The following is an 18,276-nucleotide window of genomic DNA, read 5'->3' on the forward strand; positions in this document are numbered from 1 at the left end:
GCCGCGCAGGGCGCCGGGGGCGATGGCGGCGCGCTCCAGCGCCTCCCAGGAGATCTCCAGCAGCAGCCGCTGCTGCGGGTCCATCGCCAGGGCCTCGCGCGGGGAGATGCCGAAGAAGCCCGGATCGAAGTCGCCGACCCCGGTGAGGAATCCGCCGTGCCGGGAGTAGCTGGTGCCGGGGTGTCCGGGCTCGGGGTGGTAGAGGGCGTCGAGATCCCAGCCGCGGTCGGTGGGGAACCCGGTGATCGCGTCCCCGGCGCCGGCCACCAGCTCCCACAGTTCGCCGGGGCCCGTGACTCCGCCGGGGAGGCGGCAGCCCATGCCGACGATGACGATCGGGTCGTCGGTCCGGTCCGCTCCGACGGCGGCGGGCAGGTCGCCGCGGGCGGGGTCGGTGCCGTCTCCGAACAGTTCGCCGTGCAGGAACGCGGCGAGGTCGACGGGCGTGGGGTGGTCGAAGACGAGCGTGGCGGGCAGCGCGAGGCCCGTGTCGGTGGTGAGGCGGTTGCGCAGTTCCACGGCGGTCAGCGAGTCGAAGCCCGAGTCGCGGAAGGCCCGCCGGGACTCCAGCGACCCGGTGTCGGCGTGGCCGAGGACGGCGGCGGCGTGCGTGCGGACCAGTTCCAGCAGGGCGCGGGCGCGCTCTGCGGGTGCGCGGCCCGCCAGGCGTTCGCGCAGGGCGCTGCCCGTCTCACCGTGCTCGGCGGCCGATCCGGCGCGCAGGGCGTCGACGGCCTCGGGGACGCCGGTGAGCAGGGGGCTGGGGCGGGTGCCGGTGAAGCCGGGGGCGAACCGGGCCCAGTCGACGTCGGCGACGACCTGCCCGGTGGCGTCCTGCTCCAGGACGCGGCGCAGCGCGGCGAGCGCGGTGTCGGGGTCGAGAGCGGCGAGGCCGCGGCGGCGCAGGTACTCCTCGGCGCCCTCCGCGGCGGCCATGCCGCCCCCGCCCCACGGGCCCCAGGCCACGGAGAGAGCGGTGGCGCCGCGGGCGCGCCGCTGTTCGGCGAGCGCGTCGAGGAAGGCGTTGGCGGCGGCGTAGGCGCTCTGCCCGCCGCTGCCCCACACGCCGGCGATGGAGGAGAACAGCACGAACGCGTCGAGCGGCCGGTCGCCTTGCTCACGCAGCACGGCGTCGAGGTGGGCGGCGCCGTGGGCCTTCGCGGCGAGCACACCGCGGAACCGGTCGTCGTCGACGTCGGTGAGCGGCACGCTGTCGGTGACGCCGGCCGCGTGGACGACGGCGTCGACGGTGTGGCGGTCCAGCAACTGCTCGACGGCGGCGCGGTCGGAGACGTCGCACGCCTCGACGGTGACGCGGGCGCCGAGCGCGGCGAGCCGGGCGGTCAGGTCGGCGGCGCCCGGCGCGTCAAGGCCCCGGCGTCCGGTCAGCACGAGGTGTTCGGCGCCCTGTTCGGCGGCCCATCGGGCGATCCGGGCGCCGAGCGCTCCGGTGCCGCCGGTGACGAGGACGGTGCCGCGCGGCTGCCAGCCGGCGCCGGTGTGGGGCGTGTCGGCGTCGTCGGCGTGGCGCAGGCGGCGGGCGAGGACTCCGGAAGCACGCACGGCGAGCTGGTCCTCGTCCGTGCCGGCCAGGACGGACACGAGCCGTGCGGCGGCGCGCCGGTCGACGCTCGACGGCAGGTCGACGAGGCCGCCGAAGCGGTCGCCGAGTTCCAGGGCGGCGACCCGGCCCAGGCCCCAGAGTGCGGCCTGCGCCGGGTCGGGCGCGGCGTCGGAGCGGGCGGTGGCGACGGCGCCGAGGGTGGCCAGCCAGAGCGGGGCGCCCACCCGGGCGTCGCCGAGCGCCTGCACGAGCCGTACGGCACGCAGGGCGAGGGTGGCCGGGTCGTCGGCGGTGCCGGGCAGGGCGAGGACGCCTTCCGGGCTGTCGGTCTCCGCGAGGCGGGCGGCGAGCGTGGCGCGCTCCTCCCCGCCCGGGTACGCGAAGAGCACCGGTTCGGCGCCGCGGGCCGTGAGGGCGTCGCGGACGGTGCGGGTGAGGTCGTCGTCGGCCGCGCCGTCGGGCACGACGAGCAGCCAGCGGCCGGTGAGCGGGGGGCCGGCGGCGGGGTCGAGGGGTTGCCAGGCGATCCGGTAGCGCAGCCGGTCGACGTGTCCGCGTTCGCGGCGTCCGCGCCACCACGTCGACAGGGCGGGCACGAGCGGCCGCAGGAGCCCCTCGTCGACCTCCAGGGTGTCGGCGAGGGCGGCGATGTCCTCCTGCTCGACGGCCGACCAGAAGCCGGTGTCCTGGCCGGGGGCGCCCTCCCCGGTGGTGGCGGTGTGTGCGGTGGGCTCCAGCCAGTAGCGGGCACGGCGGAACGCGTACGTCGGCAGGTCCACGGTCTGCGCGCCGGTTCCCGCGAAGACGGCCTGCCAGTCGACCGGCGCGCCGTGGGCGAAGGTGTCGGCGACAGCGGCCATGAGCGCGGTCGGCTCGGATCGCTCCTTGCGCAGCGTGGGCACGGCCGTCAGGCCCTCGGTATCCAGGCAGGCGCGGGTGAGCGCGGTGAGTGTGCCGTCGGGGCCCAGCTCCACGAACCGGGTGACGCGGCGCTTCTCCAGCAGCCGTACGCCGTCGGCGAACCGGACCGCCTCGCGGACGTGACGCACCCAGTGGTCGGGCGAGCACAGGTCGGCCGGGCGGGCGGTCTCGCCGGTCGTGTCGGAGACGATCGTCAGCCGCGGCGGGTGATAGGTGACGCTCTCGGCGACCTCACGGAACGCGGCGAGCATCGGCTCCATGAGCGGCGAGTGGAAGGCGTGGCTGACCCGCAGCGGGGTGGCCTTGCGGTCCTGGGAGCGGAAGTGCGCGGCGATCTCCTCGACGGCGTCGGCGGCACCGGAGACCACCACGGCGCGCGGGCCGTTGACGGCGGCGATGCCGACGCGCTCGCCGAGCAGCGGCAGCACCTCCTCCTCGGTGGCCTGCAGCGCGGCCATCGCACCGCCCTCGGGCAGGGCCTGCATCAGCCGGCCGCGCGCCGCGACCAGCCGGCAGGCGTCGGCGAGGGACCACACGCCCGCGACATGGGCGGCGGCCAGCTCGCCGACGGAGTGCCCGAGCAGGAACTTCGGGGTCAGGCCCCATGCCTCCAGCTGGCGGAACAGGGCCACTTCCAGGGCGAAGAGGGCCGGCTGGGCGTACTCGGTGCGGTTCAGCAGCTCCGCGTCGTCGCCGAAGACCACTTCCTTGAGGTCGAAGGGGAGTTCGGCGTCGACCGCGTCGAACGCGGCGGCGAACACGGGGTGCGTGTCGTACAGTTCGCGGCCCATGCCGGGGCGCTGCGAGCCCTGCCCGGCGAAGAGGAACGCGGTGGCGCCGCGCGCGGTCCGGCCGCGGACGGTCGCGGGGCCGGGCTCTCCCGCGGCGAGCGCGGTCAGTTCCCGTACGGCGTCGTCGTGGCCGGTGGCGAGGACGACCGCCCGGTGTTCCAGGGCGGCGCGGGTGGTGGCGAGGGCGCGGCCGATGTCCAGCGGTCGCGGCGGTTCGGGGTCCCGGCGCAGCCGTTCGAGCAGCCGGGCGGCCTGGGCGCGCAGGGCGTCCTCGCTGCGCGCGGACACCGGCCAGGGCACGACGGGCAGCTCGCGCGGCGCGTCGTCCGGTCCGTCGGAAACCGCCTGCGGAACGGTGTCGTCGGCGGGAGCCGGGGCCTCCTCGACGACGGCGTGGGCGTTGGTGCCGCTGATGCCGAACGAGGACACACCGGCGCGGCGCGGCCGGTCCGAGCGTGGCCAGTCGACCGGTTCGGTGAGCAGGCGCACCGCTCCCGCCGACCAGTCGACGTGCCGGGACGGCTCGGACACGTGCAGGGTGCGCGGCAGCACGCCGTGCCGCATCGCCTGGACCATCTTGATGATGCTGCCGACACCCGCCGCGGACTGGGTGTGCCCGATGTTCGACTTCAACGAGCCGAGCCACAGCGGATGTTCACGGTCCTGGCCGTAGGTGGCGAGCAGGGCCTGCGCCTCGATGGGGTCGCCGAGGGTGGTGCCGGTGCCGTGCGCGTCGACGGCGTCGACGTCGGCGGGGGCGAGGCCTGCGGCGGACAGCGCGGCCCTGATCACCCTCTGCTGGGCCGGGCCGTTGGGCGCGGTGAGGCCGTTGGAGGCGCCGTCGGAGTTGATGGCGGTGCCGCGCACGACGGCCAGCACGGGGTGACCGAGTCGGCGGGCATCGGACAGCCGCTCCACCAGGAGCATGCCGGCGCCCTCGGCCCAGCCGGTGCCGTCGGCGTCGTCGGAGAACGCCTTGCAGCGGCCGTCGGGTGCGAGACCGCGCTGCCGGCTGAACTCGTAGAACATCGCGGGGGTCGCCATCACCGCGACACCGCCCGCGAGGGCCATGTCGCACTCGCCGCGGCGCAGCGCCTGGGCCGCCCAGTGCAGCGCGACCAGCGACGACGAGCACGCCGTGTCGACGGTGACGGTGGGACCCTCCAGGCCGAGGGTGTAGGCGATGCGGCCGGAGGCGACCGAGGTGGCGTTGCCGGCCAGCAGCAGACCCTGCACGCCGTCGGGGAACTCGCTGACTCCGGCGCCGTATCCGGACGTCGCGGCGCCGACGAAGACGCCGGTGCTGCTGCCGCGCACCGAGCCGGGGTCGATCCCGGCCCGTTCGAACGCCTCCCAGGAGATCTCCAGCAGCAGCCGCTGCTGCGGGTCCATCGCCAGGGCCTCACGCGGCGAGATCCCGAAGAAATCGGCGTCGAACCGCGACGCCTCGTGCAGGAAGCCGCCGCCGAGCGCGTAGAAGGTGCCCGGGTTGTCGGGATCGGGGTCGTAGCCCGCGTCCACGTCCCAGCCGCGGTCGGCGGGGAAGCCGGAGACGGCGTCCCCGCCCTCAGCGACGAGCCGCCACAGCTCCTCAGGGCTGTCCACACCGCCGGGGTAGCGGCAGCTCATCGCGACGATCGCGATCGGTTCCCGGTCCCGTGTCTCCGCCTCGCGCAGCTGTCGGCGGGTCTGCCGCAACTCCGCGGTCAGCCGCTTGAGGTACTCGACGTACTTTTCGTCCATCTTGTCGTCTTCAGCCACCAACGCCACATCCCTGAGCCGATGCCAACGGTTTCCCGCGGCTGATCACGACATCCCGAGTTCTTTGTCGATGAGGTCGAACAGCTCGTCCGCCGTCTCGACGGAGTCGAGTTCTCCGTCGTCGACGTCGGCGAGTGCCGCTCCGGACTGCCCGGAGCCGGTGCCGTTGTCGTGTCCGGCACCGCTGCCCTTTGTTGCCGGTTCCTGCCACTTCGCCGTCAGCCGCTGCAGCCGGGAAGTGATCGCCGCGCGGTCGTCGCCGCCGATCGTGACGGCGGCGAACGCGGCCTCCAGCCGGTCGAGTTCGGCCAGCAGCGGAGCCGCCGTCGCGGCGGCGGCCGGGCCGTCGGTCTGCTGGGTGCCGGACGCCTCCGGCAGGGTGATCCGCGCCAGCAGATGACCGGCCAGCACCGTCGGCGTCGGGTGGTCGAACACCAGCGTGGCCGGGAGCCGCAGCCGGGTGGCCGCGCCCAGCCGGTTGCGCAGTTCCACCGCGGTGAGCGAGTCGAAGCCGAGCTCCTTGAACGCCTGGTCCGGTTCGATCTCGTCGCCTGAGGCGTGGCCGAGCGTGGCCGCCGCCTGGGCGCACACCAGGTCGACCAGGTACTGCTCCCGGTCGGCCGGGGCGAGCGCGGCCAGCCGGGCGCCGAGGTCCTGCGGCTCGGCCTGCGTGCCCGCCGCCGTGTCGGCCGCCTTCCGTGCGGGCGCCCGAACCAGACCGCGCAGCAGCGGCGGTACGGCCTCGGCGTGGGCGCGCAGCGCCTTCAGGTCGAGGTCCACCGGCAGCAGCAGCGCCCGGTGTGCGGGGGCCGCCACGGTCGCCAGGGCCGCCCCGTCCAGCAGTCGCAGGCCCTGTTCGGCGCTGAGGGGCCGCATGCCGCCGCGGGCCATGCGCCGCAGGTCGGCCTCGGACAGCTCGGCCGTCATACCGGTGCCGGGCGCCCAGGGGCCCCAGGCCAGGGACACGGCGGGCAGTCCGGCGGTGCGGCGGCCGGATGCGAAGGCGTCCAGGAAGGCGTTCGCCGCCGCGTAGTTGGCCTGCCCGGCACCGCCGAAGGTACCGGCGACGGACGAGAACATCACGAACGCCGCCAGGTCCGCATCGCGGGTCAGCTCGTGCAGATGGGCCACCGCGTCGACCTTCGGCCGCAGTACCCCGACCAGCCGGTCGGGGGTGAGCGCGGAGACCACGCCGTCGTCCAGGACACCGGCGGTGTGGACGACCGCCGTCAGCGGGTGCTCGGCCGGAACCGCACCGAGCACGGCAGAGAGCTGGTCCCGGTCGGCCACGTCCACGGCAACCACCTCGACCCGCGCTCCCGACTCGCCGAGCTCACCGACGAGTTCTGCTGCACCGGGCGCCTCCGCGCCGCGGCGGCTCGCCAGCAGCAGATGCCGTACACCGTGCTCGGTCACCAGATGCCGGGCCACCAGCGCGCCCAGACCACCCGTGCCACCGGTCACCAGCACCGTGCCATCCGGGTTCAGCGGCGCCGGGACCGTGAGGACCACCTTGCCGACATGCCGCGCCTGCGACAGATGGCGGAAGGCGTCCGGCGCACGCCGCACATCCCAACACGTGACCGGCAACGGCTTGAGCGCACCGGCCTCGAACAGCTCCACCAGATCGGCCAGCATCCGCCCGATCCGCTCCGGACCGGCCTCCCACAGGTCGAACGCCCGGTACATCACACCGGCGTGCCCGGCCGCCACCGCCTGCGGGTCGCGGACGTCGGTCTTGCCCATCTCCAGGAACCGTCCACCCCGCGGCAGCAACCGCAACGACGCGTCCACGAACTCACCGGCCAGCGAGTCCAGTACGACGTCCACACCGGCACCACCGGTCGCGGCGAGGAACGCCGCCTCGAAGCCGGTGTCACGGGAGGACGCGACATGCTCCCCCTCCAGACCCAGCTCCCGCAGCGTGCCCCACTTGCCGGCACTCGCCGTACCGAACACCTCCGCCCCCAGATGGCGGGCCAGCTGGGTGGCGGCCATGCCGACACCGCCGGCCGCCGCATGCACCAGGACCCGCTCCCCGGCCCGCAGCGAGCCGAGATCCGTCAGCGCGTAATACGCCGTCAGGAACACGATCGGCACCGAAGCCGCCTGCGCGAACGACCAGCCCGCCGGAATCCGGACCACCGTCCGCACGTCCGCGACCGCCACCGGGCCGAAGGAGCCGGGGAACATGCCCATCACGCGGTCCCCGACGGCCAGCCCGGTGACACCCGGACCGACCTCCGTCACCACACCGGCGCCCTCGCCGCCGAGTGGCCCCGCCTCTCCGGGGTACATGCCGAGCGCGTTGAGGACGTCACGGAAGTTGAGGCCCGCCGCCCGCACGGCGATCCGAACCTGGCCCTCCGCCAGCTCGGCGGACGCCTCGGGGAACGGGGTGAGGGCGAGGTTGTCCAGGGTGCCCTTCTCGATGCTGTCGAGGTGCCAGGCCGGCTCGCCCACCGGGAGCGGGAGCTGACCGCCCACCGGGACGCGCCCCAGACGCGGGGCGTACAGGTCGCCGTCGCGCAGGGCGACTTCCGGCTCCCCGCAGGCGAGCGCCGCTTCCAGCGCGGCGCGGGAGGCGTCGGTGCCGTCGGTGTCGACCAGCGCGAACCGGTCCGGCGCCTCGGCGCGGGCGGCCCGTACCAGGCCCCACACCGCGGCGAGCGCGGGGTCGGGCCCGGTGGCGTCGAGCGCAACGGCGCCTTCGGTCACCACGACCAGGCGGCAGCCCTCGAAGCGGTCTTCGGCGAGCCATGCGCGTACGGCGTCCAGGACCCGGCTGGTCGCGGCACGCACCGCTTCCGGCACATCGGCGGCAGCCCGCGGAGCTGTCACGGGGAACAGCACCGTCGCCGGAACCGCCGTGGGCAGCTCGTCCAGGCTCGGGTGGACGGCCGCACCGGGCAGGAGCCCCGTGTCGCCGACCACCGCTGCCGTGGCGGCCGTGGACTCGGGCGCGGTCAGCTTGGTCCAGTCGACCTGGAAGAGGCCCTCGCGGTGGCCGTCGGACCCGGCGCGGGCGGCGAGGTCGCCGGAGACCTGGCGCAGCAGCAGCGACTCGACGGAGGCGACGGCGCCGCCCGCGGGGTCGGCCAGTTGCAGGGCGACGGCCTCCGGACCGGCCTGCACCATGCGCACGCGCAGGGCACGGGCGCCGGACGCCCGCAGCGACACGCCGCTCCAGGAGAACGGCAGCCGTCCCTGACCGGCCTCGGCGAGCGACACGAACATCATCGCGTGCAGGGCGGAGTCCAGCAGCGCCGGGTGGATGCCGAAGTCCCCCGCGAGTCGCTCGTGGTCGTCGGGCAGGCCGACCTCGGCGAAGACCTCCTCGCCGCGCCGCCAGACGGCACGCAGACCGCGGAAGACCGGCCCGTAGGCGAATCCGGCCTCGGCGAAGCGGTCGTAGAAGTCGTCCACGGAGACGGGTTCGGCGTTCGGCGGCGGCCAGGCGGCCAGGTCGGCCGCCTCGGTGGCCGCGGGCGCCGGGCCGGCCACAAGGGAACCGCCGGCGTTCAGCGTCCACGGGTCGGTGTCGAGGGCGTCCTCGGCCCGCGAGTAGACCTCCAGGGTGCGCGTGTCGTCGTCGTCCGGTGCGCCGACCCGGACCTGCACCAGGCGTCCGGTGCGTTCGGGCACGACGAGCGGGGCGGCGATGGTCAGTTCCTCCACCCGGTCGTATCCGAGCTGTCCGGCAGCGCACAGGGCGAGTTCGAGGAAGCCGGTGCCCGGGAAGAGGACGGTGCCGGTGACGGCGTGGTCGCGCAGCCAGGGGTGCGTGCGCAGCGACAGCCGCCCGGTGAACAGTGCCTCTTCGCTGCCGGCCACGCGTACGGCGGCTCCCAGCAGCGGGTGTTCGGCCGAGCCGAGGCCCGCCGAGCCGAGGTCGCCGAGGGTGACGCCGGTGAGGTTCGGCCAGTGGCGGCGGCGCTGGAAGGCGTACGTCGGCAGCGGCACCGGCGCGGTGGCGGGAAGCCGCGCCGCCCAGTCCACCCCCGCCCCGTCGACGTGCAGCCGCGCCAGCGCGCCCAGCAGGGCGTCGGCTTCGGGACGGTCCTTGCGCAGCACCGGCACCAGCACCGACGCCCCGGGCTCGTCCAGACAGTCCTGCGCGAGGGCGGTCAGGGTGCCGTCGCAGCCCAGCTCCACGAACCGGCCGACACCCCGCCCGACGAGCGCCTCCACCGCATCGGCGTAGCGCACCGCCTGACGGACATGACGCACCCAGTAGTCCGGGGACGTCAACTCCTCCGCAGCGGCCACCTCACCCGTGACGGTCGAAACCAGGCCCAACCCGGGCCGGTTGTAGGTCAGGCTCTCCGCGACCTTGCGGAAGTCGCCGAGCATCGGCTCCATCAGCGGCGAGTGGAACGCGTGACTGACCCGCAGCGCGGTGACCTTGCGGTCCCGGGCCCGGAAGTACCCCGCGATCTCCTCCACGGCCCCGGCGGCGCCTGCGACGACGACCGCGCTGGGGCCGTTGACGGCGGCGATACCGACCCGCTCGTCGTCGAGCAGCGGCAGCACCTCCTCCTCCGACGCCTGTACGGCGAGCATCGCGCCACCCGCCGGGAGGGCCTGCATCAGCCGGCCACGCGCCGCGACCAGGCGGCAGGCGTCCGCCAGCGACCACACCCCGGCCACATGCGCCGCCGCGATCTCACCGACCGAGTGACCCGCCAGCACATCCGGCCGCACACCCCACGACTCCAGCAGCCGGAACAGGCCCACCTCCAGGGCGAACAACGCCGGCTGGGCGTACTCCGTCCGGTTCAGGGCCTCCTGGTCCTCGCCGAACACGACCTCGCGCAGCGGGCGCGGCAGTTCGGTGTCCAGGTGGGCGCAGGCCGCGTCGAAGGCGTCCGCGAAGACCGGATACGCGTCATACAGCTCCCGCCCCATACCGCAGCGTTGCGATCCCTGGCCCGCGAAGAGGAACGCCGTGCGCACATCACTGCGGGCCGTGCCCGTCGCCGCGTTCACCGCCTCCTCACCGACGGCGACCGCCCGCAGCGCCCGCTCCAGATCCTCCCGGTCCGCGCCCCACACCACGGCCCGGTGCTCGAACAACGACCGCGACCGCACCAGCGAGGACGCCACCCTCGCAACGCTCGGACCCTCGTCACCGGTGACGAACTCCGCCAGCCGCCCGGCCTGCGCCCGCAGCGCGGCAGCCGTACGACCGGAGACGACCCACGGGATCAGCCCACCGGCGTCACCCGTGACCTCCTCGGGCGCGTCCCCGGCGGGGGGCTCCGCCAGCACCACGTGGGCGTTGGTGCCGCTGAGGCCGAAGGAGGACACGCCCGCTCGGCGGGTCCGCCCCTCGGTGCGCGGCCACTCGACGTGGTCGCCCAGGAGTTCCACCGCGCCGGCGGACCAGTCCACGTGGGACGACGGCTCCTCGGCGTGCAGCGTGCGCGGCAGCACCCCGTGCTGCAACGCCAGCACCATCTTGATCACACCCGCCACACCCGCGGCGGCCTGCGTGTGACCGATGTTCGACTTCACCGACCCCAGCCACAACGGCTCATCCCGGTCCTGACCGTACGTCGCGATCAGCGCCTGCGCCTCGATCGGATCACCCAGCGTCGTGCCCGTGCCGTGCGCCTCCACCGCGTCCACGTCCGCCGGACTCAGCCCGGCACCGGCCAGCGCCCGCCGGATCACCCGCTGCTGCGACGGCCCGTTCGGCGCCGTGAGACCGTTGGACGCACCGTCCTGGTTCACCGCCGAGCCCGCCACCACCGCCAGCACCCGGCGCCCCGCCGCCCGCGCATCCGACAGCCGCTCCACCAGCACCAGACCCGCGCCCTCCGAGAACCCGGCACCGTCCGCCGCGTCCGAGAACGCCTTGCACCGCCCGTCCGAGGCCAGACCCCGCTGACGGGAGAAGTCCAGGAAGAGACCCGGCGTCGACATCACCGTCACACCACCGGCCAGCGCCAGGTCGCACTCGCCGGAGCGCAGGGCCTGGACGGCGAGGTGGAGGGAGACCAGGGCGGCGGAGCAGGCGGTGTCGACGGTGACCGCGGGGCCCTCCAGGCCGAGCACGTAGGAGACGCGGCCGGAGACGATGCTCGCGGCGTTGCCGGTGCCGAGGTGGCCTCCGACGTCCTCGCCCGAGGCCACGAGGAGCGGGGTGTAGTCGTTGCCGTTGGTGCCGGCGAAGACTCCCGTGCGGGAACCGCGCAGGCTCGTCGGATCGATCCCGGCCCGTTCGAACGCCTCCCAGGCCAGCTCCAGCAGCAGCCGCTGCTGCGGGTCCATCGCCAGCGCCTCACGCGGCGAGATGCCGAAGAAGCCGGGGTCGAAGCCGGCCATGTCCTGCAGGAATCCGCCTTCGCGCGCGGTGCAGGTGCCGGGGTGGTCGGGGTCGGGGTGGTAGAGGTTGTCGACGTCCCAGCCGCGGTCCGCCGGGAACGGGGCTATGGCGTCGGTGCCGTCGGCGAGCAGCCGCCAGAAGTCCTCGGGGGCGCTGACCCCGCCGGGGAAGCGGCAGCTCATCGCGGTGATGACGATCGGGTCGTCATCGGTCGCCGCCGCGCCGGCGGCGGGGCCCGCCGGGGAGGGCAGGCGGTCGTCGCCGTCCGTCGTGTCGCCGAGTTCGGCGAGCAGCATGCGGGCGAGTTCGACGCAGTTGGGGTGGTCGAAGACCAGGGTGGCCGGCAGGCGCAGCCCGGTGATCCTGTTCATGCCGTTGCGGAGTTCGACGGCGCTGAGCGAGTCGAAGCCGAGGTCACTGAAGGCGCGGGTCGGCTCGACGGCCTGCGGTCCGGGGTGGCCGAGGACGGTGGCGACGTAGCCGCGGACGACGTCGAGGACGGCGTCGGCGCGTTCGGCGCCGCTCAGCCCCGCCAGATGGCGGACGAGCGCCGGCCGGTCCCCGTCGGCCGCGTCCCCGCCGAAGGCGTCGGCCGTGTTCTGCCCGGACGCGGTGCCGTTCGCGGGGGCGAGGACGCGCCGGGCGTCGGGCAGATCGCGCAGCAGGGCGCTGGGGCGGGAGCCGGTGAAGGCCGGCGCGAATCGTTCCCAGCCGATGTCGGTGACCGCGACGTAGGTCTCGTCGTGGTCGAGGGCCTGCTGCAGTGCCTGGCAGGCCAGTTCGGGCTGCATGTCGTAGACGCCGTAGCGGCGCAGGCGTTCACCGACGGCGCCCTCGCCCATGCCGCCGTCGGCCCAGTGGCCCCAGGCGACGGCGGTGGCGGGCAGACCCTGGGCGCGGCGCCGGGCGGCCAGCGCGTCGAGGAAGGCGTTGCCGGGGGCGTAGTTGCCGAGGCCGGGGCCGCTGATGGTGCCGGACGTCGAGGAGAACAGGACGAACGCGGACAGCTCCAGGTCGGCGGTCAGTTCGTGCAGGTGAAGGGCGGCGGTGGCCTTGGTGCGCAGCACCGGGTCCATGCGGCCGGCGTCGAGGGCGTCGATGACGCCGTCGTCGAGGTGGCCGGCGACGTGCAGCACCGCGTCGAGCGGCTGGTCCTCGGGGATCGTGTCGAGCAGGTCGCGCAGGGCGTCCCGGTCGGTGACGTCGCAGGCGGCGATGGTGACGCGGCCGGCGCCGAGGGCGGTGAGGTCGGCGCGCAACTCGTCCGCGCCGGGCGCGTCGGCGCCGCGGCGGCTGGTGAGCAGCAGGTGGTCGGCGCCGAGGGAGGCGAGCCAGCGGGAGACGTGTCCGCCGACCGCGCCGGTGCCGCCGGTGACGAGGACGGTGCCGCGCGGCCGCCACGGATCGCCGGGCGCGGTGGCGTCGGCGAGCGGGGCGCGCCGGAGGCGCCGGCCGTAGGTGCCGGCGGGACGGACGGCGGTCTGGTCCTCGCCGTCGGGGCGGGCGAGCAGCGCGCACAGCCGGTCGCCGGCGCGGCGGTCGAGGTCGGCGGGCAGGTCGATCAGGCCGCCCCAGCGGTCGGAGTGCTCCAGGGCGGCGACCCGGCCGAGGCCCCAGACGAGGGCCTGGGGCGCGCTGAGGACGGCTTCCGCGCCGGTGACGGCGACGGCGCCGCGGGTGGCGCACCACAGGGGTGCGGCGATCCGGAGGTCACCGAGCGCCTGGAGCAGGGCAAGGGTGCCGGCGAGGCCCACGGGCACGGACGGGTGGTCGCGGTGCGGGGTCTCGTCGAGCGCGAGCAGGGAGAGGACACCGCCCAGGTCGTCCGCGGTGGGAGTGCCTTCGTCGCCGGTGTCGGTGAGGGCGTCGGCGAGGAGAGCGGCCAGGTGGGCGCGGTCGCTGCCGGGGGCGGCGCCGTCGACGGTGACGACACGCACGGGCACGCCGTGGTCGGTGAGGGCGCGCCGGGTGGCGTCGACCAGCGGGTGGGCGGCGGCGGGCACGGCGAGGAGCCAGGTGCCGGCCGGGGGTGCGCCCGCGGTGTCCTGGGTGAGCGGGGTCCAGCCGACGGTGTAGCGCCAGCCGTCGACGGTGGACTGCTCCCTGCTGCTGCGCCGCCAGGCGGACAGCGCGGGCAGCACCTCGCGCAGCGGGGTGTCGCCGCCGAGGTCGAGGGTGGCGGTGAGAGCGTCGAGGTCCTCTTCCTCCACGGTGCGCCAGAAGCGGCTCTCCACCTCGTCGGAGACGGCGGCGGCGGGGTCGGCGGCGGGGTCGGTGAGGTCGTCGCGCAGTTCGGGCCAGAACCGCGTGCGCTGGAAGGCGTACGTCGGCAGGTCGACGCGGCGGGCGCCGGTCCCGGCGAAGACGCTGTGCCAGTCCACGGGGACGCCCTCGGCGTGGGCCTCGGCGAGTGAGGTCAGGAACCGGTCGTGGCCGCCCCGGTCGCGGCGCAGGGTGCCGAGGACGACGGCGTCGACGGCGGCGTCCTCGATGGTCTCGCGCACGCCGAACGCGACGACGGGGTGCGGGGACACCTCGATGAAGGCGCGGTGGCCGGCGGCGAGGAGGCCGCGTACGGCGTCCTCGAAGCGGACGGTCTCGCGCAGGTTGGTGTACCAGTAGGCGGCGTCGAGGACGGTGTCGTCGTCGAGCCAGTCGCCGGTCACCGAGGACCGGAAGGGGATCTCGGCGGGGCGGGGCTCCAGCCCGGCGAGCGCGTCGAGGACGGGGCCGCGCAGGGGTTCGACGTGCGCGGAGTGGCTGCCGTAGTCGACGGCGACCTTGCGGGCCTGGACTCCCTCGCCGGTCAGTTCGGCGAACAGCTCGTCCAGGGCGTCGGCGGCGCCGGAGACGACGACCGAGCCGGGGCCGTTGACGGCGGCCACGGCGAGCCGGTCGCCGAAGCGCTCCAGCCGCGGGCGCACCTGGTCGGCGGGGAGCGGCACGGACATCATGCCGCCGTCGCCGGCGATGGCGGTGATGGCCTTGCTGCGCAGGGCGGCCACGCGCGCGCCGTCCCGAAGGGACAGCGCGCCGGCGACGACGGCGGCGGCGATCTCGCCCTGGCTGTGTCCGACGACGGCGGCGGGTTCGACGCCGTGCGCGCGCCACAGGTGGGCGAGGGAGACCATGACGGCCCACAGGACGGGCTGGACGACGTCCACCCGGTCCAGGTCGGGCGCGTGGGGTCCGCCGCGCAGGGCGGCGGTCAGCGACCAGTCCACCCAGGGTGCCAGGGCTTCCTCGCACTCGGCGATACGGCGGGCGAACTCCGGTGCGGTGTCGAGGAGTTCGCGGCCCATTCCGGGCCACTGGGCGCCCTGGCCGGGGAAGACGAGGACGGGTCCGGTGCCGCGCCGGTCGACGCCGCGGACGACGTCACCGGCCATGCGGTCCTCGGCGAGGTCGCGCAGGCCGCGCTCCAGGCCGTCGAGGTCGGCGGCGAGGACGACGGCGCGGTGCTGGAACGCGGTGCGGGTGGTGGCCAGCGACAGTCCGAGGTCGGCGAGGCCGGTGCCGGGCTGTTCGCGCAGGTGGACGAGGAGCCGGCCGGCCTGCGCGCGCAGCCCCTCAAAGGTGCGGGCGGACAGCGGCGCGGGGACGAGGGGCAGGCGCGCGGCGTGCTCGGTGTCGTCCCCGCGGCCGGTCCCGTCCGACGGGCTCTCGGCGATGTCGTCGGGGGCCTGCTGGAGGACGACGTGCGCGTTGGTGCCGCTCATGCCGAAGGAGGAGACGCCGGCGCGGCGCGGGCGGCCGGTCTCGGGCCATGGCACGGACTCGTCGAGCAGCCGTACGGTGCCCGCGGACCAGTCGACCTCGGGGGTCGGCGTTCCGGCGTACAGCGTGGCCGGGAGGACGCCGTGGCGCAGGGCCATGACCATCTTGATGACGCCGCCGACACCGGCCGCCGCCTGCGCGTGGCCGATGTTGGACTTCAGCGAGCCGAGCCACAGCGGCTGGTCCGCGGGCCGCTCCCGGCCGTAGGTGGCGAGCAGGGCCTGCGCCTCGATGGGGTCCCCGAGGGTGGTGCCGGTGCCGTGCGCCTCGACGGCGTCGACGTCGGCCGGGGTGAGGCCGCCGCCGGCCAGGGCGGCACGGATGACGCGCTGCTGGGAGGGGCCGTTGGGCGCGGTGAGGCCGTTGGACGCGCCGTCCTGGTTGAGGGCGCTGCCCTGGACGACGGCGAGGACCGGGTGGCCGCCTCGCCGGGCGTCGGAGAGGCGTTCGAGGACGACCATGCCGACGCCCTCGGCCCAGCTGGCGCCGTCGGCGTCCGCGGAGAACGGCTTGCAGCGGCCGTCCTCGGCGAGTGCGCGCTGCCGGCTGAACTCGATGAGCGAGCCCGGCGTCGACATCACGGTGACGCCGCCCGCGAGCGCCAGGTCGCACTCGCCCTGCCGCAGGGACTGCACGGCGAGGTGCAGGGCGACGAGGGAGGAGGAGCAGGCGGTGTCGACGGAGAGCGCCGGGCCCTCAAGGCCGAGGGCGTAGGCGATGCGGCCGGACAGGACGCTCGGCGAGTTGCCGGTGCCGATGTACCCCTCGAAACTGTCCTTCGCGGCGCCGAGGATGCCGATGTAGTCCTGGTAGGTGACACCGGCGAAGACACCGGTGAGGCTGCCGCGCTGGGACGCCGGGTCGATGCCGGCCCGCTCCAGTGCCTCCCAGGAGGTCTCCAGCAGCAGGCGCTGCTGCGGGTCCATCGCCAGGGCCTCGCGCGGGGAGATGCCGAAGAAGCCGGGGTCGAAGTGGCTCGCGTTGTGCAGGAAGCCGCCTTCGCGGGCGTAGCAGGTGCCCGGGTGGTCGGGGTCCGGGTGGTACAGCTTCGCCAGGTCCCAGCCGCGGTCGGTGGGGAAGGGCGAGATGCCGTCGCCCCGGTTGACCACCAGCTCCCACAGCTCCTCCGGGCTGGTGATGCCGCCCGGGTAGCGGCAGGCCATGCCGACCACGACGATCGGGTCGTCGTCGAGGCGGGCGTGGGCGGCGACGGGCGCCGCCGGGTCGGTTGCCGTGCCGAAGAGTTCGGTGTCGAGGTGCGCGGCGAGCGCGAGCGGGGTGGGGTGGTCGAAGACGAGGGTGGCGGGCAGCAGGACGCCGAGGTCGGCGCTGAGCCGGTTGCGCAGTTCGACGGCGGTGATGGAGGCGAACCCGAGGTCCTTGAAGACCCGGCCGGGTTCCACCTCGTCGACGTCGGCGTAGTTCAGGACGGCGGCCACGGTGCGGCGGACGAGATCCAGCAGGACGCGCTGCCGTTCGGCCGGGGAGCGGCCGTCGAGCCGGTCCACGAGTCCCGTGCCCCGGCCCGCGTCCCCGGAGTCGTCGGCGGCGCGACGGCGCCGCGCCCGGGCGGGGACGGTGGTGGGCGCGCGGTGCGCGTCGGTCCCTGCGGCGTCCTCGGTCGTGGCCGCGTCCGTACGGTCGGTGCTCGCCGTCGGGGCCTGCTCGGCGGCGACGGGGCGAAGCCGCAGGGAGTCGACGGTGAGGACGGCCCGGCCGGAGGTGTCGGCGGCGAGCAGGGCCAGTGTGTTCTCGCCGGTCCGGGTGAGGCGGACGCGCAGGGTGCCGGCGCCGTCGGCGTGGAGGACGGCGCGCTGCCACGCGAACAGCAGCAGTGCGTCGTCGAGTCCGGCGGGCAGGCCGAGTCCGAGGGGCTGCAGGGCCGCGTCGAGCAGCGCCGGGTGCAGGGCGAACCGGCGTGCGCCGTCCCGTTCCCCGTCGGGGAGGGCGACCTCGGCGTACACGTCGTCGCCGTGCCGCCATACGGCGCTCAGCGCGCGGAACGCCGGGCCGTACACCGGGCCGGCGCCGGCGGCGAGACGGTCGTACAGGTCGGCGATGTCGACGGGTTCGGCCCCGGCCGGGGGCCAGTCGGCGAGCGGCGTGTCCGTCTGCGCGGCGGCGGTGCCGGCGGGCGCGAGCAGGCCTTCGGCATGGCGCGTCCAGACGGTCTCGTCGTACGGCGTGTCGTCATCGCCGGAGTGGACGGCGACGGGCCGGGTGCCGCGTGCGTCGGGTTCGCCGACGCGGACCTGGATGCGGACCGCACCGCGCTCGGGCACGGTCAGCGGCGCCTGCAGGGTGAGGTCGCGCACCTCGTCGCAGCCCACGTGGTCGCCCGCGTGGACGGCGAGTTCGAGGAAGGCGGTGCTGGGCACGACGGCGTGGCCGCCGAGCCGGTGGTCCGCCAGCCACGGGTGGGAGCGCAGCGACAGCCGTCCGGTGAGGACGACCGCGTCGCTGTCCGCGACCCGTACGGCGGCGGCGAGCAGCGGGTGGCCGGTGGCGTCGAGCCCCAGTGCGGAGGCGTCGCCCGCGTCGGCGGGCACCTCCAGCCAGTAGCGGCGGCGCTGGAAGGCGTAGGTGGGCAGCGCGGTCCGCGACGCCCGGGTCAGGGCGGGCAGGGCGGCCGTCCAGTCGACGTCCGCGCCACGCGTGAACAGTGCGGAGGCGGCCTCCAGCAGGGCGCGCGGCTCGGGACGGTCGTCGCGCAGCGCGGGCACGTGCAGGGCGTCCGCCAGGTCCGGGCAGGACGCGGCCAGGGTGGTCAGGGTGGAGTCGGGGCCGATTTCCAGGACGCGGGTGACGTGCTGGGCGGCGAGCGTGCCCACGCCGTCGGCGAAGCGTACCGCGTTCCGCACGTGCCGGACCCAGTACTCCGGGGAGGTCAGCTCCTCGGGGGTGGCGGGAGCCCCGGTGACGTCGGAGACGACGGGGATGCGGGGCGCGGCGTAGGACAGGGTCTCGGCGACGGCACGGAAGTCGGCGAGGACCGGTTCCATCAGCGGGGAGTGGAACGCGTGGCTGACGCGCAGCCGCCGGGTGCGCCGGCCGAGCGCCTCGACGGCGGCGGCGATCTCCCGCACCGTGTCCTCGGTGCCGGACACCACGAGGGAGAGCGGCCCGTTGAC

Annotated in this window: 2 protein-coding genes (1 of these 2 only partly in view); both read right to left on the bottom strand. The window is 75.4% G+C overall.

Annotation, left to right across the window (positions count from 1 at the left end; all coding sequences use genetic code 11):
* On the bottom strand, window positions 1–5,037 hold the start of the coding sequence (locus tag AC5WS8_RS34970) for a type I polyketide synthase (protein ID WP_496107547.1). 10,719 nt of this gene lie to the left of the window's left edge; 5,037 of the gene's 15,756 nt are visible here — the first part of the coding sequence; its start codon is at window positions 5,035–5,037; its stop codon lies off the left edge, out of view.
* A gap of 45 nt (window positions 5,038–5,082) precedes the next feature.
* Window positions 5,083–18,276: type I polyketide synthase (locus tag AC5WS8_RS34975; protein ID WP_496107548.1), on the bottom strand; the 13,194-nt coding region annotated here is incomplete at its 5' end.

This window comes from Streptomyces sp. PTL18, from assembly GCF_059510295.1.